The 26,291-nt window shown below is 39.2% G+C and carries 31 protein-coding genes; 12 read left to right on the forward strand and 19 right to left on the reverse strand.

The annotated features are described in order from the left end of the window. Positions 1-22: 22 nt before the first annotated feature. The 4 genes from dld to H5232_RS10640 form a co-directional block, all read right to left on the reverse strand. The gene (dld, locus tag H5232_RS10625) at positions 23-1,711 is read right to left on the reverse strand and encodes a D-lactate dehydrogenase (protein WP_182830853.1); all 1,689 of its coding nucleotides are present in this window, start codon (positions 1,709-1,711) and stop codon (positions 23-25) included. A gap of 7 nt (positions 1,712-1,718) precedes the next feature. Continuing rightward, on the reverse strand, positions 1,719-2,117 hold the full coding sequence (locus tag H5232_RS10630) for a ribbon-helix-helix domain-containing protein (protein ID WP_149981898.1): 399 nt from the start codon (positions 2,115-2,117) through the stop codon (positions 1,719-1,721). Between the two features lie 30 nt (positions 2,118-2,147). Beyond that, a complete protein-coding gene (locus H5232_RS10635; RefSeq protein ID WP_149981897.1) occupies positions 2,148-2,705 on the reverse strand; it encodes a DJ-1/PfpI family protein in 558 nt (185 codons plus the stop codon). A gap of 129 nt (positions 2,706-2,834) precedes the next feature. Beyond that, a complete protein-coding gene (locus H5232_RS10640; protein ID WP_149981896.1) occupies positions 2,835-3,719 on the reverse strand; it encodes a LysR family transcriptional regulator in 885 nt (294 codons plus the stop codon). Between the two features lie 114 nt (positions 3,720-3,833). On the opposite strand from H5232_RS10640, the gene H5232_RS10645 reads away from it, so the two are divergent. From H5232_RS10645 to H5232_RS10660, 4 genes are all read left to right on the forward strand, one after another. After that, positions 3,834-4,463 carry an NAD(P)-dependent oxidoreductase gene (locus H5232_RS10645; protein ID WP_182784700.1) on the forward strand — a complete coding sequence of 210 codons (630 nt, stop codon included), beginning with the start codon at positions 3,834-3,836 and terminating at the stop codon, positions 4,461-4,463. 474 nt (positions 4,464-4,937) lie between these two features. Continuing rightward, positions 4,938-5,864: a GGDEF domain-containing protein gene (locus H5232_RS10650; protein WP_182798054.1), complete on the forward strand. Its 927-nt coding sequence runs from the start codon at positions 4,938-4,940 to the stop codon at positions 5,862-5,864. A gap of 17 nt (positions 5,865-5,881) precedes the next feature. Next, complete coding sequence (locus H5232_RS10655) at positions 5,882-6,598, forward strand: Sir2 family NAD-dependent protein deacetylase (protein WP_182830854.1); 717 nt, start codon at positions 5,882-5,884, stop codon at positions 6,596-6,598. Between the two features lie 25 nt (positions 6,599-6,623). Then, a complete protein-coding gene (locus tag H5232_RS10660; protein ID WP_182761786.1) occupies positions 6,624-7,421 on the forward strand; it encodes a response regulator in 798 nt (265 codons plus the stop codon). Positions 7,422-7,465: 44 nt separating this feature from the next. On the opposite strand, the gene H5232_RS10665 is transcribed toward H5232_RS10660, so the two are convergent. Then, on the reverse strand, positions 7,466-8,719 hold the full coding sequence (locus H5232_RS10665) for a carboxylesterase family protein (protein ID WP_310736875.1): 1,254 nt from the start codon (positions 8,717-8,719) through the stop codon (positions 7,466-7,468). A 2-nt stretch (positions 8,720-8,721) separates the two neighbouring features. Next, positions 8,722-9,057, reverse strand: coding sequence for a carboxylesterase family protein (locus tag H5232_RS23930; protein ID WP_220496068.1), 336 nt, complete (start codon positions 9,055-9,057; stop codon positions 8,722-8,724). Between the two features lie 279 nt (positions 9,058-9,336). On the opposite strand from H5232_RS23930, the gene H5232_RS10670 reads away from it, so the two are divergent. The 3 genes from H5232_RS10670 to H5232_RS10680 all read left to right on the forward strand — a co-directional run bounded on the left by H5232_RS10670 (position 9,337) and on the right by H5232_RS10680 (position 10,587). Further along, positions 9,337-9,753: a hypothetical protein gene (locus H5232_RS10670; protein WP_182740471.1), complete on the forward strand. Its 417-nt coding sequence runs from the start codon at positions 9,337-9,339 to the stop codon at positions 9,751-9,753. A 129-nt stretch (positions 9,754-9,882) separates the two neighbouring features. Next, positions 9,883-10,419, forward strand: coding sequence for a hypothetical protein (locus H5232_RS10675; RefSeq protein WP_182740470.1), 537 nt, complete (start codon positions 9,883-9,885; stop codon positions 10,417-10,419). Next, positions 10,420-10,587 (forward strand): hypothetical protein, encoded by a 168-nt coding sequence (locus H5232_RS10680; protein ID WP_182768094.1) that lies wholly within the window; start codon positions 10,420-10,422, stop codon positions 10,585-10,587. It abuts the gene before it with no gap. Between the two features lie 58 nt (positions 10,588-10,645). On the opposite strand, the gene H5232_RS10685 is transcribed toward H5232_RS10680, so the two are convergent. Continuing rightward, positions 10,646-11,326: an SDR family oxidoreductase gene (locus H5232_RS10685; RefSeq protein ID WP_182761788.1), complete on the reverse strand. Its 681-nt coding sequence runs from the start codon at positions 11,324-11,326 to the stop codon at positions 10,646-10,648. A 346-nt stretch (positions 11,327-11,672) separates the two neighbouring features. On the opposite strand from H5232_RS10685, the gene H5232_RS10690 reads away from it, so the two are divergent. Next, on the forward strand, positions 11,673-12,527 hold the full coding sequence (locus H5232_RS10690; RefSeq protein WP_182830855.1) for a mechanosensitive ion channel family protein: 855 nt from the start codon (positions 11,673-11,675) through the stop codon (positions 12,525-12,527). Positions 12,528-12,780: 253 nt separating this feature from the next. Here H5232_RS10690 and H5232_RS10695 read toward each other — a convergent pair whose 3' ends face one another. From H5232_RS10695 to H5232_RS10715, 5 genes are all read right to left on the reverse strand, one after another. After that, positions 12,781-13,314, reverse strand: a complete 534-nt coding sequence (locus tag H5232_RS10695; protein WP_182830856.1) for a GNAT family N-acetyltransferase — start codon at positions 13,312-13,314, stop codon at positions 12,781-12,783. Between the two features lie 3 nt (positions 13,315-13,317). Next, positions 13,318-14,664 carry an N-succinylarginine dihydrolase gene (gene astB, locus H5232_RS10700; protein WP_149981885.1) on the reverse strand — a complete coding sequence of 449 codons (1,347 nt, stop codon included), beginning with the start codon at positions 14,662-14,664 and terminating at the stop codon, positions 13,318-13,320. A 64-nt stretch (positions 14,665-14,728) separates the two neighbouring features. Next, entirely contained in the window at positions 14,729-14,959 is a 231-nt protein-coding gene (locus tag H5232_RS10705) for a helix-turn-helix domain-containing protein (protein WP_182830857.1), read from the reverse strand. A 362-nt stretch (positions 14,960-15,321) separates the two neighbouring features. Next, positions 15,322-16,332, reverse strand: a complete 1,011-nt coding sequence (locus tag H5232_RS10710) for a zinc-binding alcohol dehydrogenase family protein (RefSeq protein ID WP_182830858.1) — start codon at positions 16,330-16,332, stop codon at positions 15,322-15,324. A gap of 104 nt (positions 16,333-16,436) precedes the next feature. Beyond that, positions 16,437-16,868, reverse strand: a complete 432-nt coding sequence (locus tag H5232_RS10715) for a MarR family winged helix-turn-helix transcriptional regulator (RefSeq protein ID WP_149981882.1) — start codon at positions 16,866-16,868, stop codon at positions 16,437-16,439. 125 nt (positions 16,869-16,993) lie between these two features. Here H5232_RS10715 and H5232_RS10720 point away from each other — a divergent pair, with 125 nt between their 5' ends. Both H5232_RS10720 and H5232_RS10725 read left to right on the forward strand, forming a co-directional pair. Next, a complete protein-coding gene (locus H5232_RS10720; RefSeq protein WP_145242020.1) occupies positions 16,994-17,422 on the forward strand; it encodes an organic hydroperoxide resistance protein in 429 nt (142 codons plus the stop codon). Positions 17,423-17,854: 432 nt separating this feature from the next. Then, positions 17,855-19,975, forward strand: coding sequence for a methyl-accepting chemotaxis protein (locus H5232_RS10725; RefSeq protein WP_182830859.1), 2,121 nt, complete (start codon positions 17,855-17,857; stop codon positions 19,973-19,975). Positions 19,976-20,244: 269 nt separating this feature from the next. Here H5232_RS10725 and H5232_RS10730 read toward each other — a convergent pair whose 3' ends face one another. Next, positions 20,245-20,772, reverse strand: a complete 528-nt coding sequence (locus H5232_RS10730) for a hypothetical protein (RefSeq protein ID WP_182719058.1) — start codon at positions 20,770-20,772, stop codon at positions 20,245-20,247. 52 nt (positions 20,773-20,824) lie between these two features. Between H5232_RS10730 and H5232_RS10735 the strand changes: the two genes are divergently transcribed. After that, positions 20,825-21,184, forward strand: coding sequence for a DUF1294 domain-containing protein (locus tag H5232_RS10735; protein WP_182830860.1), 360 nt, complete (start codon positions 20,825-20,827; stop codon positions 21,182-21,184). 46 nt (positions 21,185-21,230) lie between these two features. Beyond that, a complete protein-coding gene (locus H5232_RS10740; protein WP_182830861.1) occupies positions 21,231-22,427 on the forward strand; it encodes an iron-containing alcohol dehydrogenase in 1,197 nt (398 codons plus the stop codon). A gap of 52 nt (positions 22,428-22,479) precedes the next feature. Here the strand turns inward: H5232_RS10740 and H5232_RS10745 are convergent, their stop codons facing one another. The 6 genes from H5232_RS10745 to H5232_RS10770 form a co-directional block, all read right to left on the reverse strand. Further along, a complete protein-coding gene (locus H5232_RS10745) occupies positions 22,480-23,565 on the reverse strand; it encodes a rhomboid family intramembrane serine protease (protein ID WP_182830862.1) in 1,086 nt (361 codons plus the stop codon). Continuing rightward, entirely contained in the window at positions 23,555-24,175 is a 621-nt protein-coding gene (locus H5232_RS10750) for a hypothetical protein (protein ID WP_259399263.1), read from the reverse strand. The genes H5232_RS10745 and H5232_RS10750 overlap by 11 nt, the downstream gene beginning before the upstream one ends. A 156-nt stretch (positions 24,176-24,331) precedes the next feature. Continuing rightward, the gene (locus H5232_RS10755; RefSeq protein WP_182719054.1) at positions 24,332-24,676 is read right to left on the reverse strand and encodes a PEGA domain-containing protein; all 345 of its coding nucleotides are present in this window, start codon (positions 24,674-24,676) and stop codon (positions 24,332-24,334) included. 264 nt (positions 24,677-24,940) lie between these two features. After that, positions 24,941-25,183, reverse strand: coding sequence for a hypothetical protein (locus H5232_RS10760; RefSeq protein WP_182740460.1), 243 nt, complete (start codon positions 25,181-25,183; stop codon positions 24,941-24,943). 48 nt (positions 25,184-25,231) lie between these two features. Further along, on the reverse strand, positions 25,232-25,576 hold the full coding sequence (locus tag H5232_RS10765; protein ID WP_182794347.1) for a DUF600 domain-containing protein: 345 nt from the start codon (positions 25,574-25,576) through the stop codon (positions 25,232-25,234). Between the two features lie 67 nt (positions 25,577-25,643). Next, the gene (locus H5232_RS10770) at positions 25,644-26,120 is read right to left on the reverse strand and encodes an SMI1/KNR4 family protein (protein ID WP_182830863.1); all 477 of its coding nucleotides are present in this window, start codon (positions 26,118-26,120) and stop codon (positions 25,644-25,646) included. Positions 26,121-26,291 lie beyond the last annotated feature (171 nt).

A 26,291-nucleotide genomic window follows, 5' to 3' on the forward strand; every position in this document is an offset into this window, starting at 1 on the left:
ATGTAAAATCGCGCTTATTAGCTTACTTAGCATAATCGCGCTTTTTAGACATGCCGCCAATGCCCGCATTAAAGCTATTGGTTGGATCTAAATTGCGATAGTTATCAGCAAGGGCTGGTTTTGCATCATAATGATGTCCTACATTATGCTCTGCGGGGTATTGCGCGCCGCGTTGCTCTAATAACTCAAGTAAGGCTGCTTTAATTGCTTTGCCGTCTTCACCTTTACGCACTAAGTAATCTTGGTGAAATACGTGACATAAAAAGTGCCCGTAATACAGTTTCCCTACTAATTTATTGCAGATGCTTGGCGGTAATTTTTCAAACCATTCGTTGTCGTTACGTTTTAAAGCGATATCCAGCGCGAGAATATCTTCGACTTCTTGATGATTTATTTTGGCATATTGCACAGCAGCACCTGCGGCAGCAAAACGTAGTAAGTATGCCGATTTAGCTTCTTGCTCACTACACTGAAAAAAATCAATTTGGTAGTCTTTTTGAACGTGTTCAAGCAATGCAAGAGTTTGTTGATGCGCCTCGCCTTTAACTGTCAAAATGAGCTGATGTTGATATTGACTATTCCATTGCTTGAGCTTATTGGGTGTTTGACTTGGGAACAGTTTTGCGAAGCAATAAACTAGTTTATCAATAGCATTTTTGGGTATAAAAGGCAGTTTTTGACAGACGGAATCGAGCTGGCGCTTAATATTAAAAAAAGTAGGCAACCAATTGGTGCCAAGATGTTTAATTAATAATACTGTATCTCGACCATAATTATCAGCAAGCTCAAAAATATCACGGTGTAAATATTCGGCGTAAACAGGCAAGCTGGTGGCTTGCTCTAATAACGTTTTTCGTACCGCTTGCAACGCAGTGGAGGAATTAGTACCGAGGTAAAACGTCAGTTCTTGTTGATTTTTTGCGAAGGTATCTACTCGTACGGCAAATACAGCTAGTTTTCCCGCACAGCCGCTGGCTTGATGTAAACGCCGAGGATCGGCATTAAATCGTGCCGGGGTATCATCATTTGTTTTACGAACCCAATCGGCATATTCGCGATCGGATGCTTTCTTAGCTGTCGTTTTAACATCTTGGGTGCGGTATTTTTTATTTTGTAAATTAGTGAGTATTTGCTCTGGTGTATCGCCAAGTTCAATATCTAAATTATTAATTAAACTGAGGCTACCATTGCTATTTACTTGGGCGTATAAGGCAAGTTCAGTATATGCTGGGCCTCGCTCAACTAAAGCGCCACCTGAGTTATTACATACCCCACCGACAATCGATGCGCCAATACATGATGAGCCAATAACTGAATGTGGTACTCGGCCGTATGGGGCGAGGGCTTTTTCTAATGAGAACAAACTCGCCCCAGGGAACGCGACAATTTGTTGTTGCTCAGCTAATACTTGAATGTCGTTAAGGCGCGAGGTGTTGATGATCACCGTATTGCGATCGCAACCTTGTGTCGGTGTTGAGCCGCCCGTTAAACCGGTATTTGCGGCTTGCATAATAACGATGACCTTTGCACTTACACAGGCTTGTAAAATATGCCATTGTTGTAATAGTGTTGCCGGTTTTACTACTGCTAGTGCCGGACCGTGACCTTCTCTAAAGCCTTTACGGTAAGGAGCAGTTGCACGATCGCTCGTTAATACATAACGTGCGCCAACAATCTTTTTAAAAGATCGAACTAAGGAGGATTGTGACATGAAAACTCTAGTTAAGTGAAGACTTTAACGATGTATCTATATACTGGCTTTTGCGCACACTGGTACGCAATTTTTCTTGTTCTAAAACTTGTGTCGCGTCGATATCATTTAAAGGTATCGCATCTTCGCGGGTTAAGTTGCCATCGGCCACCAGCGATAAATAACGCGAACAACAGACACGTAAAAATGAAGTGAAATTACCAATGTCGTGATCAGCATCAAGAGATTCAAGGTACAGCTTAGTGATCATTTGATTAACGGTCATTTGATCACGAAATGCCACTTCTTCTAAAATATCCCAAAAAAACTCTTCTAAACGAATCGACGTAACAACGCCGTCAATCCGCAGTGATTTGGTACGACAGGTCCATAACCGACTGTCGGCATTAATAAAAAGTTGGCACATGATTAACCTCTTGATGCTGCTGAACTGCGATTATAGCAAGGCTACAAACTGTTTTAACATGGCAGGGTGTGCAGGCCATGCTGGTGCTGTTACTAGTTTGCCATCGGTAATGGCGCCATCCATTGGTAATTCAACGTACTCGGCACCCGCCATTTTCACTTCAGGTTGGCAAGCAGGGTAAGCGGATACTTTTTTACCTTCAATAACTCCTGCTGCTGTGAGCAATTGCGGGCCGTGACAAATAGAGGCAATGGGTTTATCCGCTGTAGCAAAATGCTGAATTATTTCAATTACTTTCGCGTTTAAGCGTAAATACTCAGGGGCACGGCCACCGGGTAAATACAGGGCATCGTAATCAGCGGCATTAATATTGGCAAATGTCGCGTTTAGCGCAAAGTTATGACCGCGCTTTTCAGTATAGGTTTGGTCACCTTCAAAATCATGAATTGAGGTGGCGATAGTATCACCTGCTTTTTTATCAGGACATACAGCATCAACTTGGTGACCCATCGCCAATAATGCTTGAAAAGGCACCATGTTTTCATAGTCTTCTACAAAGTCACCGGTGATCATAAGTACTTTAGCCATGTTCTGCTCCAGATATTAATTGTGCGTAAACGTATCAGAGTGGAGATTAAGTGCACTCTAATACAATGAGCTCCTAGTAAAACATACACTAATCAGTAATGGGTAATATTCTAATACTACACAGTCATTTTATAGGATATCTTGTTGCCATCGCAGCGCTAAAAAATCAATAAACGCTCTGACCACATTTTGTTGATAATGACGAGATAAATACACAGCCCATAAATGCTGGCCAGGTGATGAAAAAGATGGATTCACTTTAACCAGTTTACCTTGCTCTAAATAGCGATTTGCCAAGTCACACGGCAAATTTGCGATCCCCATTCCTTTGATTGCTGCTTTTAGTAGCACAGACATATCATTAGCATTAATACTGCCTTTTACGGTGACTTTTTCATCCTCGTTATCACTAATAATATGCCATGTTGAACTACCGCTATGCACTAAACAATTGTGTTGCAATAAATCTTGCGGTTTAGTGATTGGACTGTTGTTCGCCAAATAAGTTGGGGAGGCGCAAATAGCCGTATTGATATACATAAGCTTACGCGCAATTAATTGCTCATCAGGCTCATGAGTATAGCGCAGTGCTATATCTACTCGCTCATCAACCAGTTGTGATAACCGATCTGAGAGTACTAGCTGAAAATGAGTATTTGGGTGTATAGCAACAAATTCTTCAATTGCATCAAACAACAGATTTTGGCCAAGTCCAATAGGGGCTGCGACTCTAATGGTACCAACCAGCTCGTTATTATGGTTATGTGCTCTACTTTGTAAATCCAATACGGTGCTGAGTATTTGCTTACAGTAGGCAAGCGCTTCTTCGCCCTGATTGGTTAAGCTGACTTTACGGGTGGTGCGGTGAAATAATCGCAAGCTCAGCCACTGCTCAATGTCTTGTACGTGGCGGGTGACTTGTAAGCGGCTGAGCTCTAAGTGAGCAGCTGCTTTTGTAAAGCTGCCACTGCGGGCGACTTCAACAAAGCTTTGGATTGCAGTTATCTTATCCATTAGCATCCTAAGGTGAACTAATGTGTATCTATAAGGTTTATTTATCATCAATTAATGAGCAAGTAAACTGATTACATCAACTCAGATGATTAATACTTTTTTAAGGATACAGACATGAATATTACTATTTTAGGCGCAACAGGTTGGATTGGTAGCCACATCATGGCGCAGGCAAAAGCTAATGGTCACAATGTGACGGCGGTTGTTCGTGATGCGGATAAGGTGACTGACGGTACAGCGGTAGAAGAGTTTGACTTACAATCTCAAAATGACATTGCAGAAGTATTAACGAACGCTGATGTGGTGATTGCCTCAATCGGTGGACGTGCAGCGGGTAACCATGAATTAGTTGCGCAAACGGCCAAGCGTTTATTAACTGCACTGTCAGGTAGCAGTACTCGTTTACTGTGGGTTGGTGGTGCAGGTAGTTTAGAAGTTGCGTCTGGTGTTACGTTAGTGTCATCGCCGGACTTTCCTGCTGAATATAAAGATGAAGCGTTGGCGCAAGGTGAGGCTCTCAGTGTATTTAAAGCAACAAACACAACCACACAATGGACGTTTGTAAGCCCTGCCGCGGTTATTTACCCTGGCGCAAGTGAAGGTCCGTATCGTATTGGTGGCGATGCGTTTTTTACTAATGAACAAGGTGAAAGCAAAATATCAGTGACTGATTACGCGATTGCTATGCTGGATGAAGTGCAAAATGCCGCGCATATTAATCAACGTATGAGCGTCGCTTATTAAGGGTTTTTCGCAGGGCTTACAAATAAAGTATGATTATTTAATGATACTTTTGAACCCACTTTTATCCTTTGCATTAACCAGCTTTAACCAGCTTTACCTGAGCCTTTTGCAACTTAGGTAAAGCTAAATCTAAAGGTTATTGCTAATGAGCAGCCGATTTTTTGAAGCAATGATATGGCAAAACCTATTTGCTCAGCTTAGTAATACCAGGATGTTATTCGCGTGTAAGCTTACTTTTAGCAACTATTTATTACTTTCACTTTTACAATGATCTCATGTCTAGACTATATTTGAACTGGTAACTGATTAATTATTTTAATTTTAGTGCAATCTTACAATCAGTTTTTGCATGCAAAGATTGCCTTTACTATTGATAAGTGATGCATTGTATTGATGATTAGCTATTCTGATATGGCCGAACGAAAACTTATTATTAGGTTCTTTTCCGTAATAGGTACGTTGACAACGCTTTGTATGGCAATAATCGCTTTGTTTAATAATCAATCTACTTTGGTTTACCCTCTATTAGGCTCATCAATTTTACTTGCTTCCCCTTTTTGCCTTGGTGATAGAGTCGAGATTTCCTCTTTAATTGTTTTGTATACTTTATATGCTTTAATGATTTATTTAGTACTTACAGGAGGGAGCCATGGTACTGGGCCTATTTGGATTTTTATTGTATCTCCGGTAACCTTTTTTGTGCGTGGTTTTAAACGGGGAATCATTGATTTAATTATTTTTGTAATTTGCGTAACTGGCGCCTTTTATTTATCGAGCTACTTTAAATTTTACAGCGGTTACTCGGTTTATTTTCCAATTCGTATTATTGCTTCTTTTATAATTGTTGCGTTATTGAGTGGCTTTTATGAATATTTTCGGCAAATGTATAGCCACCGTTTGATTGAACTTGTACATAAAAATGAGTATTTAGCGACTCGCGACCCTTTAACAAACTTGCCTAATCGACGTTATGCTATGGCGGAACTCGAGCAATTTGATGCCCAGCTGCAAACTGGGAGTATTATCATTGCGGATGTAGATAATTTTAAGGATATTAATGATCAATATGGTCACTCAGTTGGCGATGAAGTACTAAAGCACCTTGCTGATTTATTTGTTGCTCAGTTAAGTGAAAATGATATGGTGGCGCGCTGGGGCGGTGAAGAGTTTTTATTTTTTCTACGCCATAAAAATAAACAACAAGCGACACAATTTGCCAACGATATTCATTATGCTTTATCACAAAATCGTTTAGATATTGGTGTAAACCAGCTGGCTGTTACAGTGAGCATGGGGATCAGTAAACTAACTGCGGATGTGCCGATTGATAAAGCGATGCACAAAGCGGATGAATTGCTTTATCAAGCAAAGAAGCAAGGCAAAAATCAAACGTGTGTTTAGCGCTTATTGGGAACGCTATGAATACATTATATATAACCGGAGCCGGTGTGAGTGCCGCCAGCGGCATTCCTACCTTTCGAGGTGAAGATGGGTTTTGGACTATTGGCAGTAAAAACTATACGCCAATGGAAATGGCTACGCGTGCTATGTATGAAAACAACCCACGGGAGTTTTTAGCTTGGTATTATCATCGCTTTGCTACTTATCGCAACCACGGTCCTAACGAAGTTCATCAGTGGTTGAGCGATAAAAACCTGATCACACAAAATATTGACGGGCTAGATGGCAAAGCAGGCAATAAAAACTATATCGCCATTCATGGCCGGCTTGATCAAATGACTTTGTTTCATCATCAAGGCGATGATGTGAAAGCGCATACGACACCGTGGGATAATGTAGACGAAAGCTGCTTACATGAGTCACTGCTTGAGCTGTTTAACATTGAAAACCAGCAGCCAGTGGTGGATCAATCTTTAAAGCCTTTTGTGTTGTTATTTGATGAATACTACACTGAACTTTATCGTATTAGCGAAGCACAACAGCGGATGCTTGATGCCGATAAAATCGTTTTTATTGGCACTTCGTTTAGCGTTAATATTACCCAAATGGCGCTAGAAGTGGCACGCAATTACGATATCCCAATCGAAATCGTTGATCCAGAACCTGCGCATGTTATGTATAGTAATGTGAGTTATCATAAAATGACTGCATTAGACTATATTCAACGTAACTAAACATAGCAACACTGAAGAGATTTAAATGAAAGATTTAACAGCAATAGCCAATTTATCAATATTATTAGTAGAGCCTTCAGATGTTCAGCAAAAGCTTATTATAAAGTCACTTACTCAATGCGGTGTGTCACAAATTGAAACTGCCACTTCTCAAGCGAAAACGTTAACAATGCTGGAGAATTATCAGCCGGATTTGGTTATTAGCAGCATGTATTTTTCTGACGGTAGCGCTGACTCTTTATTGCAAAAAATCAGAGTAACCCCTGGTATTGAGCATCAAGCTTTTATGCTGGTATCAACAGAGCGCAATAAAACCTATCTTGAACAGTTAAGGCAGTCAGGGGTATTAGCTATTTTACCAAAGCCATTTAGCGCTGAGGCAATTACGCGTGCGTTAAAGGCAACCTTAGATATCATCACTGAAGAAGAAGTTGAGTTAGAGCATTTTGATGTAACGCTATTGCGTGTACTTGTGGTTGATGACAGTCGTTTTGCACGCAAGCATATTATTAGGGTATTGGCTGGAATGGGAATACCGACGCCTGTAGAAGCAGAAAATGGCAAACAAGCGATTGAACACCTTAACACCCAATCATTTGATTTAATTGTTACTGATTACAATATGCCAGAAATGGATGGCAAAGAGCTAACGGAGACCGTAAGAAGCTCGAATGCTTACTCGCATATTCCTATTTTGATGGTGAGTTCTGAGGCAAACGACACTCATTTAGCTAATATTGCTCAAGCTGGTGTAGATGCCATATGTGACAAGCCATTTGAACCTGCCACAGTAAGAGAGCTGCTATTTAAAATAATGTCTTAGATATTCACCTAAATGACTTAATAGCAAGCTGAGTTACTTCAACACTATTTTATTGAGGCTTTAGCTTGTGTTACATCAAGACGAGCTTCAAGAGGATCTGGTGAAAAAGTCGCAGTACCTTGTTTATTCAGTTGTAGGATATAGCGCTCATCTTCTTTAAATGCGCGCCAAGCAGATAACCCCGGCCCATTGGGTGTGCCGTATTTAATAAAATTAGTAACGTAACGATGCATTGTTTTAGCCGTTTGTTTGTCTTGCTCGGTGGTAATATGGCCATACTTAGTTGTTACTGTATTGAAAAAGTAAGGTATTTCAGTCGCGTGCGCTGCGCCTTGTGCAGTAACTGTTTGTGCTACATAGCCAAATCGGTAAATAAACGCGGGCTGTGAAAATTTACTCACTTGTTGAGCAACAAAACGAGCAGGTTCTTGCATTAAGAGGTCTTGACCAGTTTCATAATTAAGTATTGCGAGATCTGTGTTGCCTTTACTGTCATAAGCTTGTTGGGCTTGCTCAGCGCGTGAGCCAAAACTTTTAAATAATGCTTCCTTTGTGCTGTAAATTGCAAAGCCAATATCTTTATCTGTGGTGCCAACCATAGTGGGAACATGGCTAAAGTTACCTTCGTTGAATGCTTCTTCGGTCGATGAACTAACTAATATACCGTCTAAAATGGGCCCGCCTACATAGGTGGGCGCTTCTGGGGAAGGGGTCATATTTGCTAAGTTAAGGCCATCAACAAGCTGCTCGGCGCTTAGCGCACGCAGTGCGTTTAATGCTGCTTTATTATCGCCTGTTATACCGTGCTGAGCTGCAAAGTTAACTCCCACTTGCTCAGCTGATAGGATATTTTTATTATCACTGGTTAGTGGCAGTTGATTAAAAAGCTCTCTACCACCACCAGACATAATAATAGCTTTATTGAATAATCCTTGTGCAGCAGAGGTTTGCATCATTGCATGCACCGACTTACCGCCCGCAGATTCGCCCATCAGTGTGACTTGCTGAGGATCACCACCAAATTGGCTGATGTTACTTTTGATCCAGTTTAATGCTGCAATTTGATCCATGAAGGCATAATTGCCAAGAGCATCATTTTCAAAGCTACTCAGTGCTGGATGAGCAAAAAAACCAAACCGGCCAAGTCGATAATTAAAGCTGACAAACACCACACCTTGCTTTGCAAAACTTTCACCGGAATACACACCAGGAGATGAACCGCTATTGACAAAGCCACCCCCATAAATCCACACCACTACTGGGTAAGGCTGTTTACTCTGTTTTGCAGGCTTAAACACATTCAAATATAAACAATCTTCAGCTGGTGGGTTCCCAGTGGTGCAGCATCGCCAGCAAATGGTTTTTGCATGCAATCTGCTGCGAATTCGGTAGTACTTTTTACACCTTGCCAGTGAGTTACTGGTTGCGGTGCGCACCAGCGCTTATCATTTATCGGCGGAGCAGCAAAAGGGATCCCTTTAAAAGAAATCACTTTACCCGAATCAGTACCTTGAATTTTGCCGCCAGTTACATCAGCAATGGTATTTTGGGATGGCTCGGAGCAAGCTTGTACAATAAAAATAGTAGCGATCAGTGATGGAATAAAAAGCAGAGATTTAAGAGAACGCAATACCATTTTTAAGCCCTGTAATGGTTGTTTTAATGTCTATAGTTATCAGATAGTAGCATCTAGACTCGTATAATAAAAAGTGGCTATACAGAGAATAATCAAATGCTATACCGAGAGACTCGTTGTATTTATTAGATTATTAATTCATCAATGCTAGACTTATTGCTACATAAAAATACTTTCGTTACTCAAGCAAATAACTTACCCAAATGTGGGTTATAAAAATGCTAGCATTGCAGTGCTGCCAATAGCTAGATCCAAGTGTATGTAAAGGAATACGTTGATATGCAATACATTGAGTATATTACAATACTTGCTGTGATATCTATCAGTGGTTGCAGTGATATTAAAATAGAGAAGCAGTGCTTTGAGCCCATTCATTATCAAGCAAATAAATTATTTCAAAGTAGTGAAATTCGTGTCGAACCTATATGGGTTGGCCATCCTCGAAACGACTACTTAAAAGATCACAACGTAGAGGGTCATCTCAGCCCTTACGGCGGGTTTGAAAAGATATCAGCCTCTAGTCAGCTTACTCTTACCGGAAATATATATAAGATAACGCCAAATATAGGTGAGCGTTATATTGGCAGAAATTCAGAGTATCTTTTATTTGAAGTCACAGTTGATGCAAAAAAGTATGTGATCTCTGATCAGATCCCTGAGCATATCCAGCTACCTTTACGGTGTTTTTTTAATTAATGGCGTGTCTATATAGATAATGTTATTTCGTTGGCTGCTAGTGGTGCTTATCTTGTCACCTACTTGCATAGTTAAAAACATGGAAAGTCGTTGTTCAAAAATTTAATTTAAATAAGGAAATGTTTAACAATGAAGTATTTTAAAACCCCTGAATTTTTGCATGAAGTGTTTGGCGAAAAACAATCGATTTTAGAGATCACCGGTACTATTTTGTTTGCTTTAGTCGGCAGTTGGGTTATTTATTCGGTTGCGGAGATTAAACTCGATAATTGGCGAGCAATCTTAGCTTTTATATTAATTGCTGACGTATTAGCAGGATGTATTGCTAATTTCACTCTTGGTACCAATGAGTTTTACACAAAGCGTCCTAAAAATAGGCTGATTTTTATTGCCATTCACGTTCATATAATAGTGATTGCGTGGTTACTTTCACAGCCACTAGATACTGCACTGCTTATATGGGCATATACGATAGTGGCAGCATCTGTTGTTAATGCGTTACATGGTAAATTAATACAGGGTTTTATTGCTGCAAACTTAATGTGTTATGGCATCTTTTTGTTGATTTACTTATCGCTGCCAACGTGGTTTTTGATGGTGAGTCTATTTTTTATGATCAAAGTTTTATTTAGTTTTGCTGTTGATCACTATCGGCAATCAGCCTAGATGAATCCACTTAGGTATAAAAACCAGTACAGCTTAATTGTTGATGCTCTGCAAAATAAAGATGCGTTAAGTGAGTCGCAAGTTATCGAGATTAATCATGGTACGATTGCGCAAGTTATCGCATCAATTAACCGATTAAAACAGGCGCGTTTAAGTTGCAGTAATTAATTTACTGCTTGGATCAAATTAAATGCCCTGTTAAGGGCATTTATTACTGTCGAGTCCGTTAATTACTCGGCATCAAAAATAACTCTCGTACATTGCAACGTGGGTTTGCCTCTATAGCAAATAGTACCGCCTCAGCTACATCATTTGGGTCGAGTTTGTCGGGTTTTGCTTCATCAAAAAAAGGCGTATTGACCATGCCTGGGGCAATAGTGGTGCAGCGTCCTTGCCATGGCTTCATTTCTTCAGCTAAGTTTTGCCCAAAACCGTAAGCAAACCATTTTGTTGCGCCATAAACAGAGCCTTTAAGGGCAATCCGTCCTGCGGCTGAGCTGGTTAAAATAAAGTGTCCTGTGGTTTTTCTTAGGTGTGGCAGAGTGAGTTTTGCGGTGTAAAGCAGTGCATTGATATTAATATCAATCATTGTTTGCCATTGCTCAGGATCGCCCTCTTCAACACCTGGCGTTTGAACACCCATACCGGCATTGGCAAATGCAACATCAAGGCGGCCAAAGTGTTTTATACCTGCATTAACTACGTTTTCAAGCGATGAAAAATCAGTGGCATCTGCGCAAACTGCTAATGCGTTATCAGCCCCTAACTCTTCAACCAGCGCATTAAGTTTGTCTTCACTGCGAGCGGTCAAAATTACTTTATGACCGTTTGCGACTAAGGTTTTTGCTGTTGCTTCACCAATACCACTGGAAGCGCCTGTAATAAGTACAACTTTCTCTTTACTCATGACTTGCTCCTCGATTAAATCTGAGACTAGGTTTGATACTCTTAGTGGTGATGGTAACAGTGAAGGATTAACCTCCATTGAATGCTTATTACACCAACTTGCTGGCTTGATTTAACTATATGATTTTTAATTGTTTTTAAAGATTAAAATAAAAAGTTAGGTTTATATTTATTATGCTATATAATCGCGCGGTTTCGCTTTAAGGCCAGCTTATTTTTTAGCAGGCTACAAATCGCAAATGGTTATAGCAGCTTACACTTATTGGCTTATAACAATGTGGTTTTAACCTTGTGTAAGCTATGTTAAACCTTGCTCAATTGCAGCAATTACTTAGTGGAAATAAACAGTGAAAGATAAGTTATTAGTGTTTTGGCAAAATCATTCAGAAACCATAATGACTCTAGGTTATAAACTGATTCTAGCGTTGGCTATTGTTATAGCTGGTGCTCTAATTGCGCGCTCTGTTAAAAGAGCGATCCAAAACTCTAAGTCGCCTCTTAAGAAAATGGATAAAACCTTACTACCAATTTTATCGAGTGTGCTGGGCTACTTGGTGTATATCATTGCAGGGTTGTTTATTTTAGATATTTTTGGTGTTAATACAGCCAGTTTAATAGCACTTATGGGGGCGGCTGGCCTTGCGATTGGCCTTGCGTTAAAGAATACCCTCAGTAATATTGCCGCAGGTATTATGTTATTAATACTTAGGCCATTTAAAGTTGGTGACTTTGTTGATGCCAGTGGCACAACGGGTACTGTGAGTGAAATTAACCTCTTTACAACTATTTTTAAAACCAATGATGGCCTATATATCGCTTCGCCAAATGGCAAAGTGTGGGGTGGTAATATTAAAAATTTCACTCGCAATGGTAAAAGACGCATGGATATTGTAGTAGGTATTTCGTTTGCTGACTCAATAGATGATGGCTTAAATGTACTTAAAGAAATAGCCGCATCAGAAAGCCGATTATTAGCGGATCCAGCACCTAAGGTGATGGTGACATCGATAGCTGAAAGCTCAGTGAATATTCAATTACGTGCGTGGACAGTTAACGGTGATTATTGGCAAACAGTCTGGGATCTTAATAAACGTGTAAAAGAGTCTATTGAGCAAGCAGGGCTGATAATTCCATTTCCGCAGCGTACGTTACATATATCGGAGTCGATGGCATCGGCAATAACCGTTAACAAGGATGTGTAAATAACAGATAGTGATTTAATATATTAAATAGCAATCTGTCAGCTTAACGCCAGTTAATTAATATTGACTGGCGTTTTCTTTTTGTGCTCATTGAAAACATGCTCATAAGTTCGTCTACTTGATCCCATTTTATCTGTTCTGTCAACGTATTAGCAGCGATTTAAACGTTATAGTAAATGCCTTTATGGTAGGTTACAAAAGCGAAGTGACTGCTGATAACATTATAAGGTTGTAAGCGATTGACGAATTTAACTCACTTAAGTAATTTATAAAACAGCACAGTACTTTGTAATTCGCCCGATGAACTAAGGGCAAACTGTGGTATTTCACCGGCTTCTATATAGCCTAATTTTTCATATAAAAGTGAGGCAATATCGCCTAAGCGGGTATCCAGTACCAGTAGCTTTAATTGTTGCTGCAGCGCACTTTTTTCAAGGGTATGCATAAGTTGTTTTGCAAATCCTTGGCCTTGGTATTGGCTATGTACCATTAGCTTTTCAACCTCACCGCGGTGAACGCCATTAGCTTTTTGACACAGCGATAATTGCACTGCACCAATTACCTCAGATCCTTCGGTGATAACAAATAATTCGCGGCTATCATTTAATAAATCGCATTCAATACTGTGCCAGTAGTGATCTGCTTGTGCGCGCGTCAATGGCGCGATAAAACCAATCGATGCACCATTGTTAACGCTATCAACCAGTAAATGATTTAGCGATTGCTGATATCCCGCTAGTGAACTGATTTTATGTATTTGCGTATCTACAACGCTTGTATCTTGCATGGTTTATCCTTCTAATTGAAATGGATACACAGAGCCTAGGTGCAGATGTTGAGTTAATTCATCCAGCGCTTGCCAGCTTTCACGTAACAAGTTTGGATCTGCAAAATCATCATTACTAAGTTTGTCACGATAGTGCTTATTTGCCCAATCACATAGTTGTTGGTACTTACTATCGTTTAAAATAACCGCAGGATTGACTGCCGCGAGTTCTTGCTGATTTAGCGCTACACGTAAACGTAAGCAAGCAGGGCCACCACCATTTTGCATGCTTTGTTTTAAATCAAAAAATTGCACTTGATCAATTGGATTGTCTGCAAGGATCATTTCTTCAATATAACTGTTAACTGCCTGATTGTTTTTACATTCTTGTGGAGCAACTAGTAACATTTTGCCATTGTTTAAACTAACCAGTTGGCTATTAAATAAATAGCTAGTTACAGCATCTTGCACGCTTACTTTGGCTGTTGGCACCTCAATAATATGCAGTGTTTTGTCGCCAATATATGCATCTTTTATTTGTTGTAGGGCGAGAGGCTGATTTAAGAAAGCTTGCTCGTGACAGAGTAATACATTGGCGTTACCCACCGCGATTACGTCATTATGGAACACCCCTTGATCAATCACCTCAGGGTTTTGTTGAATCATTAATTGGCTAGATGGTTTTAGCTGATGTAGTCGGCATATTGCTTGGGATGCTTCAAGTGTCTGCCTTGCAGGAAATTTAACTGGCTTAGGCAGTGCGCTGTTAAATGCGCTGGCACCATATACAAACAGCTCCAAACCTTGAACACCATGCTCGTCGCCTAAGCGAGTATGGTTAGCCGCGCCCTCATCACCAAAAAAACCTTGATCTGGCAAATGGGTATGATGACTAAAGTAGCCTTCGTTATTAAACATGGCTTTAAGTAATCGTGTTGTTGTTTGAGGCTCAAGGGAGCGATGAAATTTGTTATTCAAATTAGCAGCAGTAAAGTGAACTTTGCCATCAAGTGTGTCGGCTGATGGTGATACAGTGCCGGCATTGGCAGTCCACATTGATGATGCTGAATAACATGCGCGAACTAAAACAGGATCAGCTTTAAACGCTTTACTGATCACTTGTTCAGCAGTGCCTGTAAATCCTAAACGACGCAATACATTTATATCAGGGCGAGCATGTGGGGCAAATACTCCTTGAGTTAGCCCCAAGTCATGCATAGCTTTCATTTTCGCTAAGCCTTGCAGTACCGCCTCTTTTGGATTGGAGTAACTGGCCGCATTATTTAATGATGCTACGTTACCGTATGATAATCCCGCGTAGTTATGAGTCGGGCCTACAAGGCCATCAAAATTAACTTCTACAGCTGTCATAGTTATCCTGCAATTTTACTAATTTTAGTGTATTTAAACTATACAGAAAATAATCTGTAGTAGGTTAATTAAAATTAGCTAATTCTAGTTCTACGCTCTGTAAGTTTTGTTGCAAACGTTTTTGTGCTGCGAGTAGATAGCTTTTTTGCTGTGCTATTTTTGCTTGTTGTTGACGCAGTGCTTTATAGATCACTCGTTTGGGTAAATCATAGTGCTCAGAGGCTTGGCTAATTGTTAAATGATGCACCGACAACTTTTTAAGCGCTTCATCTAAGTGCGGGTAGTTACTTAACATATTCACGCTCCTTTTCTGCGGTGGTGTGTGGATCATTGGCATGGTGAATATGCCAAATGCTTATATCTAAGCGCCATAATAAATACAACATATGATAAATGTTAGTCATAGCTCGCTCCCTGTAGACGAGGTAAATGAAGGTAAAACTCAGATTAGTGAGTTACTCTTTTGTAAGGAAGATCTATGCCAGTCTGAATAATTATTTTTAGTTAAAATAAATCAATAGCTTAAGGTTTTTTCGTTGTTGTATGATTGAGTATAAGCACTAATGTAGTGAAAAATAATGATGGCTTTGCACTTTGCTGGAGCAGAAGGGGAATTATTTGCGCGTTCAGATGAGCGCGCAATAATATTAAGTAAGTTTAAAACCCTTCAAGTACCAGCTTACCGCGAGATTGATGAGATTCTAATATTGCGTGCACTTTGAGCAGGTTTTCTATATTAATTTTTCCTAAATGTTGGCCTAAGGTAGTTTTAATGATGCCGTTATCAACTAGCTCTGCTAATTCAGTAAGTAACTGATGTTGCGCTATCATATCGTCAGTTTGGAACATTGAACGAGTATACATAAACTCCCAATGTAGCGAGATACTTTTGCGCTTGAGTTTTAAAATATCAAAACTTGCTGGGTCGTCTATTAAAGCTAATTTACCTTGTGGTTTGATCACTTTAATAATTTCATCAAGATGTTGATCGGTATGAGTGAGGCTAACGACATAATCAAATTCGGCAAGATTATGCTCTGTTCGTTGTGTATCTAAGCTTTGTGAGTGATCAAGCACTTGATCAACACCTAGCGCATTTAACCAGCTAACACTATCTACGCGTGATGCTGTGCCTATCACCGTTAAGTTGGTTAGCTGTTTAGCCAACTGCACTAAAATTGAGCCAACACCGCCTGCGGCACCAATAACTAATAATGAAGCTGGTTTTGCATTGTTGGAACGTGATATTTGCAAACGATCAAACAGTAATTCCCAGGCTGTAATACTGGTTAGCGGTAACGCAGCAGCTTGGGCATCGTTCAAGGTAATAGGCGCACGGCCAACAATACGTTCATCAACTAGTTGAAATTCAGCATTACTGCCTGAGCGCGTTAAATCACCGGCGTAATAAACCCGATCGCCCAGATTAAATAAACTTACTTTATCACCAACAGCTTTTACGATCCCAACAGCGTCCCAACCAATGACTTTATGACCTTGTTCAGGGCTAACATTTGCGCGGATTTTCGCATCGACAGGATTAACTGAAATTGCTTTTACTTCGACCAATAAATCGTGACCGGATGCTGTTGGAATAGGTAACTCGATGGCTTCGAAAGAATGATTACTAAGTGTTTTGGTTGCTGTTTGGTATCCAATGGCTTTCATGAGTTGCTCCGTTAAATTGTTTTGCTGCACCCACTATAACGCAGTTTTATAATAGAAAAAGAGTGGGGTATGTATACACGAATCTCTCTCAAAATTTTTGATAATTAACTTAAGTCAGTATTGAGTTTATCAAGTAAAGTAATTAGTTGTGTGGCTTCTTGCTGTGTAATAGATGGAAAACGGCAACGAATTTGCTCAGGGATGTTCGCTGCTTGTTGTTGCAGCTGTATGCCATGTTTGTGTAACTTTACGACTCGCTTACGTTTGTCTGTTTCATTTTTAACCACGGCTAATAAGCTTTTATCGGTCATTTTTTTCAAAATTTGTGTCATGGCGCCGCCATCTATTGCGGTTTTTTCCAGCAGCTGTGCAATACTGATCTCATCTTCTTCCCAGAGCGCCATCATCACCACATACTGTGGATAGGTCAGCTCAAGTTCGTTTAGTGCATCTCGATAGGCACGTACCACTGAATTGGAGGCCATATACAGACGATGACAAATTTGATTATCTAATTTCAATTGTGGATATTTCATAGTAGCTCTCGAATGATGACACTGCATTTTAATTTGCATGCAAAATATTTGCAACGCTCAATAAACTACTTTATTATTTTGCATGCAAAATAAATTTAGTCCCAACCTTAAATAAGGAAAACATTATGAAAGAATTACTACAAGTCGCTTACACAGCTAAAGCAACTGCAACGGGTGGCCGCGAGGGCACTGCAAAATCAGACGATGGCCGTTTAGATGTGGCACTTTCAACTCCAAAAGGGTTAGGTGGCGATGATGGTCAAGGTACTAACCCTGAGCAGTTGTTTGCAGCGGGTTATGCAGCGTGTTTTATTGGTGCATTAAAATTAGTCGCAGGCCAAGCTAAAGTTAAGTTACCTGCTGATACCCGCATTGATTCAGAAGTATCGATTGGTCCAATCGAAGGTGGTTTCGGTATCGCTGTAAAATTAGCTGTTTTTGTCGGTGATGTAGATAAAGACACCGCAGAAGCGTTAGTGGCTAAAGCACACGAAGTTTGCCCATATTCAAATGCTACTCGTGGTAATATCGCAATTGAATTGTCGGTTATCTAACTTATTGTAAATTTGAATAATTTATATTTTTAAAGGCGCATTTTTATTTTAAATGCGCCTTTTTTGTGGCTCATAGTTTATAACTATGAGCTTTTTAGAACACCATTTATAACCAAGACACGTTATTGTGATAATTCGTACTTAATATTCAATCCTCAGTTTGTGCTACCCGACAACCAACATCCCCCATTTTTATTTTGCCATATTAAGACTATTTATAGAGTGCAAAGTCATTGCCAAGCGTTTACACCAATAGTTCAGCAATGATCAACTCGATGTCTAAATTGGTTTTGTTATCGCGAAAACTTTTTAGCTACTGGTAAAATTAAATAGTATTAGCGCAGCGTTAGTATGTTTTTTTCAACAAAATAGATTAACTTATGAATAATTGAACTAGAATGTAAACGTAGTTTTAATTAAAGGATAAGTGGAATGCGGCAATTAGCGTTGGCGAAAAAGTTACTATGGCTTACTTTAGGTAGTATTTTTATCACCGTTGTAGTGCTATCGAGTGTGCTTTGGTGGCAATTATCAAGCAGCAATAAAGTGTTATCAGCACAAGCTGAAAAATTGATAGTTACTGAGGTAGAAGAAAAGCTCACCAGCAATGCTGCTGTGTACGGTGAAAAAATCGCAGGATTTATCAACGAAGCGTATCGAGTGCCTTTTTCACTCGCAGCAATACTTGGTAATGAATCAGCTAAAGATGCTTTAACGCGTGATTCAGTGGTACAGCTTAATAGCTCTATTATAGAAGGTAATTCAATACTTTCTTCAATCTACTCGCAATTTGAAGCTAATGGTTTTGATGGTAACGATCAACAGTATAAAAATGGCTATGATCATTCAGTCGCAGGCCAAGGCACCTTAGAGATTTACTTCACTCGCAGCCGTGAAGGTGTGATTGAACAGCAAGTTGTTGAAGATGCAGCAGAAAAATACGTTACGACCTTAAACGAATTTGGCCAACGTGAAGCTGAGTGGTACTTATGTGCTAAAGACACTAAAAAGCCGTGCATAATGGAACCCTATCTGTACGAAATATCTCCCGGCAATTCTGAAATGATGACTTCTTTGACTGTGCCAATACTTCGCGACGGTAAGTTTATTGGCCTCAGTGGTGTTGATATTACACTGCCAGTTTTTCAAACCATGACCGAGCAGTTATCAAAAGAATTATATAATGGTCAGGCGCGAGTTACCCTATTAAGTTCGATGGATTTAATTGTGGGTAGTAGTCATAACAAAGACAAACTTGGCCGTCCGCTAAAAGAAGCCGTCTCAGCCTCGGTGTTAAAAAATTATACTAGTTTGAAAGAACGCTCTGGAGTACAAAAGGGTGAAAATGAATACTTAGTCAATTACCCAATAGATATTAAACTTGCTGGTCGCCAGTGGACTTTATTAGTTGAAGTACCAGCAGAGCTTGCACTGCAAGGGCCACAGCAGCTCAGCGCGAGTATGCAAGAAAATGCCAATACACTAGGTGGGCTAATTTTAATATCAGGCTTAGTGATTGCTGGCGCTGCCTTTATTATTATGACTTTAGTTGTCAAAAGCATCGTTGCACCGCTGCAACAAATTCAGCTACGGGTTGATAATTTAGCCAGCGCGGATGGGGATTTAACACAAACGTTAACGGTTGACACTCATGCTGAGTTAATAGCGCTCGCTGTTGGGTTTAATGCATTTTTGGAAAAATTACGTGATTTAATTGCGCAACTTAAAGATGTATCAGGGCAGACTAAAGAGCAGGCGCAAATTGCCGCACATGTAGCCGTTGATACTAAGCAAAATGTGCAAGCTCAGTTTCAAGAAATTGAAAGTGTAGTAACGGCAATGAATGAAATGAGTGCCACCGCCCTTGAAGTTGCCCGTGCTTCAGAGCAATCAGCGCAACAGGCAGATGAAATCAATTCATTAGTGGTCAGTAGCGAAGCGAGTTTATCGTCTGCGGTATCACAAGTGAAAACGATGTCTGAAGAAATAAAGCAAGCCAATCAAGCCGTAGCCAAGGTGGCGGCGCGTAGTAACGATATTACACAAATTTTAGATGTGATCCGCACTATTTCAGAGCAAACTAATTTACTCGCACTTAATGCTGCGATTGAGGCAGCTCGCGCTGGTGAACAGGGGCGAGGCTTTGCTGTCGTAGCCGATGAAGTACGTGCTCTGGCATCTAAAACTCGTGCGTCAACAGATGACATTAGTGGCTTAATTGATAACCTACAGCTTGAAGTGGGTAATGCCTCAACAGTGATTGAAAAAGGAGTTGTGCGAGCACAAACCGCGGTTGATGAAACCACCGTTGCCTTTGATGCTTTACACAGTGTGGTAACTAAAGTGGAAGAGATCACTAATCAGATCACCCAAATAGCGACGGCTGCAGAGGAGCAAAGTTCTGTAACTGAAGAAATTAATCGTAATTTAACGCGGATATCCGATGCCGCATCACAACTTGCTGATTTATCAACTCAAGCCGGCGATGGTAGTCAAATGCTCAATCAGCTCGTTGCACAGCAAGACGATGAACTGAATAAATTGAAAACATAATACCTTCAATACGATTAAATTGGTTTTGTATAAAATCGGTATAACTTAACCGTTCGCTCAAACTAGCAACGCCACTTCGGCGTGGTTAGTTTGAGTTACATTATCAATTCTAAACTAGATCAACTCTAATCTAGCTGTAGAAAATAATACAAAACCAAACAGCGGCAAAAGCATTTCAACGCGCTACCTCTTTTAAATTAGTTATGTCTTTTTATATGGTAAGTCATCAGTCCAGCCAATTGATTCACTCGATTACTGTTATGCCTTTACTATTTAAAAATAACCTGTTTGTTACTGCGAATGTAAATACGTTTTTCAGGTTTTGTCCATTCGCCTTTTTTTAAATAAGAGGTAGAGACAACAAACTGCTCATCTTTAAAATTACTGGTTGATTTTACTTTTGTGATGCCTTCTTTTGAACCTGTTACGGTTTCGTATGCTACAAATTGCGTAGGGCTCAATACTTTCATGGTGCCTTGTGTGTAAAACCCTGCGGTGGTGAAATAATAAAAAACTAATGACTGCTTTTTGCTATCCCAAAATATCATTGATTCGCCGCCATATTCACCTTCATTAATGGAATGAAGGGTACGAATTGCTTTCCCATTGAGGGCTCGCTCCCAGCGACCTACATCCTGAATCTTTGGCTTATTATCGGCAACATTGAAATCAGCTTGCCATGTGCCGAGGTAAGGTTTAAATACTTCAAGCTCTGGTGCTAAGTCAATCGTTTGTGCACTAATAGCACCAGCGTAGATAAAGCAAAAAGATAGTAAAAGTGTTTTTAGGTATGACATAATTGTGCCTATCATTATTAGTTTTTCAAATTGTAGTATAGGCGAGAGTCCGTTGATTAAAAAAACATTATTGCTTTTTTCTGTTAGTTTTCTAGTTGTATTAGTGATTGGTGGGCTGCTTGATTATTGGCCATATTTGGTTGCCAGTGTTTACTGTACAATGAGCAGTATTACGTTTTTAGTTTATAAATGGGATAAGCGTTTGGCGATAGAGTCAATAGATCAGCCTATTAGAGTGCCGGAACGTAGTTTACATATTTTAGCATTAATTTGTGGTTGGCCGGGAGCACTGATCGCTCAGCAATGGTTAAGACATAAATCACAAAAACGTGCATTTATTGCGGTACTTTGGCTCACTATCATTATAAATACTTCTGTATTAGGGGCTGCCTATTATTGGCAATTGCTTTAAATTGATGCACTATCAGGTAACCTAAAAATAACAAAAGTCTGATTTTATGTATTTTTTATATCGCTGCTATCATTTTATTTTTAAATGTATTGTTATTTTTATTGGTATTCCTGATCCGCGTTTGTATCAAGGTTATAGCGGGTTTAAGCAATGGCTTGCATTACTTAATCCTAATAAACCTGTGTTAGTTGTAACTGACAATACGTTAAAAAATTTAGGCGTTGTTGCTCCCATTTTAGCTTTGCTGGATGAGCAGGCAATCTCTTGGCAGCTGTTTAGTGACGTTGATGCTAATCCAACGATTAGCAATGTTGAAAGCGGTTTAGCACTTTATCAGCAATACACATGTTATAGTATTATCGCCGTTGGTGGCGGCTCAGTAATTGACTGTGCCAAATTAATTGGCGCACGTGCAGTAAGACCTAATAAATCAGTTAAGCAGTTAAGAGGCTTGTTTAAAGTACTGAAAAAACTGCCCCCGTTATGTGCCATTCCAACAACCGCAGGTACTGGCTCAGAAACGACCGTTGCTGCGGTGGTAAACGATCCGCAAATGCAAACAAAATATGCCGCCACTGACTTTGCTCTTGTACCAAGTGATGCAGTTTTAATTGCTGAGCTAACACAAACTGTGCCTGATTTTATTACCGCAGCTACAGGTATCGATGCACTCACGCATGCACTTGAGGCATACATAGGCACTAATGGCCTTGCTTTTAGTGATGACAAGTCATTGCGAGCAATCGAACTTATTTTACAAAATTTATTAACAGCGTATAAAAATGGTAATGACTTAGTTGCGCGGGAAAATATGTTACTCGCTTCATTTTATGCAGGACAAGCGTTTACCCGAACATCTGTAGGTTATGTGCATGCTATAGCGCATCAATTTGGCGCGCAATACGGCACAGCTCACGGTTTAGCAAATAGTGTGGTATTGATGCATGTGCTGAAATTTTATGGTTCCAGTATAGATAAAAAGCTGGCGGCTATTGCTGATCATTGCCAATTAACACAATCACACCAAAAACCAGCAGAAAAAGCGGCAATACTATTAAACACCTTAGAGCAGTTACTTATTGATCTAGCGATCCCTCATCATTTAAAAGAGCTAAAAGTAGCTGATATACCAAAGCTTGCTGATGCTGCAATTGTAGAGGCTAACTGGGACTATCCAGTACCAAAATTTATGAACGTAGCTCAATGCCAAGCCATTATTCATAAAGTAGTGAGTGATATGTAATAAATGAAAACCTTCCCATCAGTACCGATAGGAAAGGTTTAAGCGCGTTAAATTAGCGTTTTAGCTGTGCTTCAGGTTGATTTAATAATTCAATCATAGGATTTTGTGCAGTGATTTTTGCTTTAAGAGCAAAGCCGATCAATAACCCTGCGATAAAGCCACCGATATGAGCGCCATAATCGATACCATCAGGTGCTGCAATCATGCCATAAATATTGATCCCTAACCAAATTACAAAAAACCACACTGCAGATAATTTCTTTTGATAAATGATAAACATAAAAGTAAGGCTGGCGTGCCTAAACCACATTAAGTACATACCAAATAGCCCTGCAATTGCGCCGCTAGCCCCGACACTTGGAATAATCGAGCTGGGATCAACGATAAAGCTAGCAAAAGACGCTGCCAAACCGCATACCATATACCATATTAAAAACTTTTTCTGACCTAATACGTCTTCGAGGTTATCGCCAATAATGTATAAAAAGTACATATTACCAATAAGGTGCATTACTGAGCCGTGTAAAAATACACAGGTAATCACACTCCATAAATGTTCGCCTTGAGAGATCTTACTTGGATTCATTGCAAACAATTCGAGGGTTGCACTGAATGCCCCTGCATTGAAAAAATACAAGGCAAAAACAATGGCATTGAGTGCAATTAAACTGCGAGTAACCCACGGCGTTTGTTTTGGCTTTAGGTTATATTCAACGGGCATTTGCGTTAAAAATTGAAACAGATAAGTTTTCCAACTAACTTTTTGGTTTAGCTTGTCTAGGCTTGCTTTGAGCTCAGGACTGTTTTCAACGCTTTCTAATTGATTTTTTTCAATCCAACTACCATCACAATGACGGCAAACATCAATTTCGGTATGAAAATCTTCGAGTAAATGAAAGCGCTCAAGGTTCTTATTGCAATCAGGGCAGTCTAGTCTTGAAATACCTAATGATTTACCAAAATGAGTCTCGTATTTTTCACCAATAGGACCTTCGTTGATTTCGGCAATCATCCGGTTAACTTCGTTTTTTTCAAACCATAAGCCACCGCATTCGCGACAGATATCTATCTCTTCACCTTGATAATGAGTAACATCCAAAGGGTGATCTTTGCAGTGAGGGCAGCGTTTAGTTGGCATTATCAGCGTCCTTTAATGAGCCGATAATAATATCGTTTTGTTGTAATTCTTGTTGTAAATTTAATGCACTAGTTTTTAGTTGAGGTAATGTTTGTTGCTCAATACTATCGGCAATTTGGTCTAGTTCAATAGACGCTTGTCGCGCAGACATTTTACGCCTTAACGCCGCTTCAATTACACACTCAGCACAACTATAAAAACGACGAATTTGTGTTAAAAATATACTCGGCGTTTCAAGTGTTGTGAACAAGTACTGCATGGTATGCCAAATATATTTTTCAAACGTGGGCTTATTATACTCAAGCTCACTCGTATGTGGGCTTTGTACTAAAAGTAACGAATAGCGTTTTATATTCTCTAAATTATCATATAATGAAGTATGCAAATAATAGTTATCTTCCATTTTACTATAGGAATCAAATTTAAGCACTTGCTCTAAACCGCTTTTCGCAGCTAGGTAAACACCAAAGATAGTTGAAACTACTAAAAGCACTTGATTCAACCAAAAAATAGTGCTTTTTAGCTCTTTATTATCAACTATTTTAAGTGCGTTAGGTATTCGTGTGGAGATTTTATTTAAGCTGTCAGAATAGTTTTGTGATGACTCCAAAATTAATATCCTTATTCTTTACTGTCCATTTAATGAGCGCAATAGAATACGGGTATTTCTTTAATGCGACAATAACTTTGTATGTAAACTATACTTAATTTTTAATAAAGATAACACAAAGTGATGATGGCAAGAATACACTTGCCACCAGGGGTACTATAACGCAGATTGGCTTGCTTCAATTTGATCTAATTCGATAGTCAGGATCGTTTTCTTGTCAACAGTAACCCACTTTCTATAGGTTAAGTAACCATCTTTAGTAACTTCGATGTCGTATTTACCTTCATCGAGTTCAATACCAGCTTCGTATTTCGGCTTTATATTCATAATGCGAATACGGGCGTCATCAGGAGAAGTAATAACAGTCAATGATATTGCACTGTTAACTTCTTCTGCGACAACAACTGGTTGTTCAACTGGGGCTGCCTGTTGTTCAACTTTTGGGCTGCTTGAACAACCTGATAGCATCACTATAGCAACCAGCGCACTTAATTTTTTCATAATTACTCCATTAAATTGTTCATTATAAACATCTTTGTTTATATCACTTTTAGCAACGAAAAATCATGGAGTAACAATAGGAAGGATTATATTTCTACTAGAGTCTTCCATGACTTTTATATTTACTTTAACTATAAATCAAATGGCATTTTAGTATGTATAAGGATGAGGTTCAAATCATAGTTGCAAAAAATACCAGTTTTTCCTTGTTTTGTTATATTTATAACAATAAAAGAAACCATTTCATTATGATTATGATAAATATTAGCTTAGAGCTTTACTCTTTTTAAGCTTAGCAAATCGTTGCCATGTACCCCAGATTGAAATAGTCACAAGCAGAAATACCGTGATGTAAAAGGCCATAATAGCCACTTTGATCATTAGTAAACATGCGATAATAATGGCGAAGATGATCGCGATACGAATAACCGGGCTTTTGATAAATTTACTTGAAAAAAGTAAGGCGGTTAGGCTTAGCTTGCTACGGGTGTTTTTCTTAACATCCATGTTTTTTGTCCTTAGTGTTTTTGTATTAGAGTAATTTACTTATTTAAGTTAGTGCGTATTTTGTGCAGTAATAACGTCATCATCGTGATTGTTACGCTCAAAGTTGAGATTAAATTGGCCTTGGCGATTAATGGTAAAAATAGCGCGTGTCCAGTTTTCGGGTTGCTGCTTTGTGGCTTTATCAAATACTTGTTTGAATAAATTGACTATCTCGTCTGTCACGGTAATTGGCTGTTCACTTGAGTCATCTGCTGTTTGATAATGGGCTTTGCATTCAAGTACGTTTTCATCTTCGCAATTTAAAATAAGTTGTGCTTTAAGCCACGGCTCATTGATTTGCTGATAAAGGTACTGACCGAGTTGTTGTGGGATGTTTGTAATGTCAGGTTTCATGTGCTGTCCTTAGTATTATAAATGAGCTTTAAATTAAATGATCAAACATAAAGTTTGTAAATATATGTCAGCTGAAAGACATCGCATTAAGGAATTTTTGGAAATTATCAAAAGCTTTGTAAAAAACAGGCGATAATTCTTCAGATTCATTATGATCCCATATTACTACTTTAGGATTTATTGCATCTTCTTTGAAGTCTAGGCATAAAAAATCACCACCAAAAAGATAAGCAAAAGGTAAGGTCTCGGCTCCAACCAAGTCTTCGTTAGCTGTAAGTCTTTCCTCAATTTGAGCCATTACTACTTTAATTTCGTATTGCATCAGTCCACTATCGAGTTTTTCATCTTCCGAAACTATTAAAAATCTTTCCAATACCCGCTCTTCAGAGTTAATTCTTATAATAGCTTCCTCTGGGGATGCACCATTGAATTCTAAAATAAACTCTCTGTAGCTAATTGGTAAGTTAATATTAAAAAACATTTCTAATGAATATAGCTCATCATGTGTTACTGAAACTTTTTTCTTTAAGTCTAAGTTTTTCATTAAGTTATGTGTGCCAAATAAAGCTCGTTTAAGTCCTCAACTAATCACATTTGCATACAGCGTTATTCGTACTGCTTAATAGCGCCACGTACCATAGAAGCCATATCAATAATTTCCATATCACCCATGTCGGCAATTAAATTCAAATGGGCAAAAATATCGCACTTTTCA

It is taken from the genome of Pseudoalteromonas sp. SG41-5 (genome assembly GCF_014164495.1).
Lineage (GTDB): Bacteria > Pseudomonadota > Gammaproteobacteria > Enterobacterales > Alteromonadaceae > Pseudoalteromonas > Pseudoalteromonas rhizosphaerae.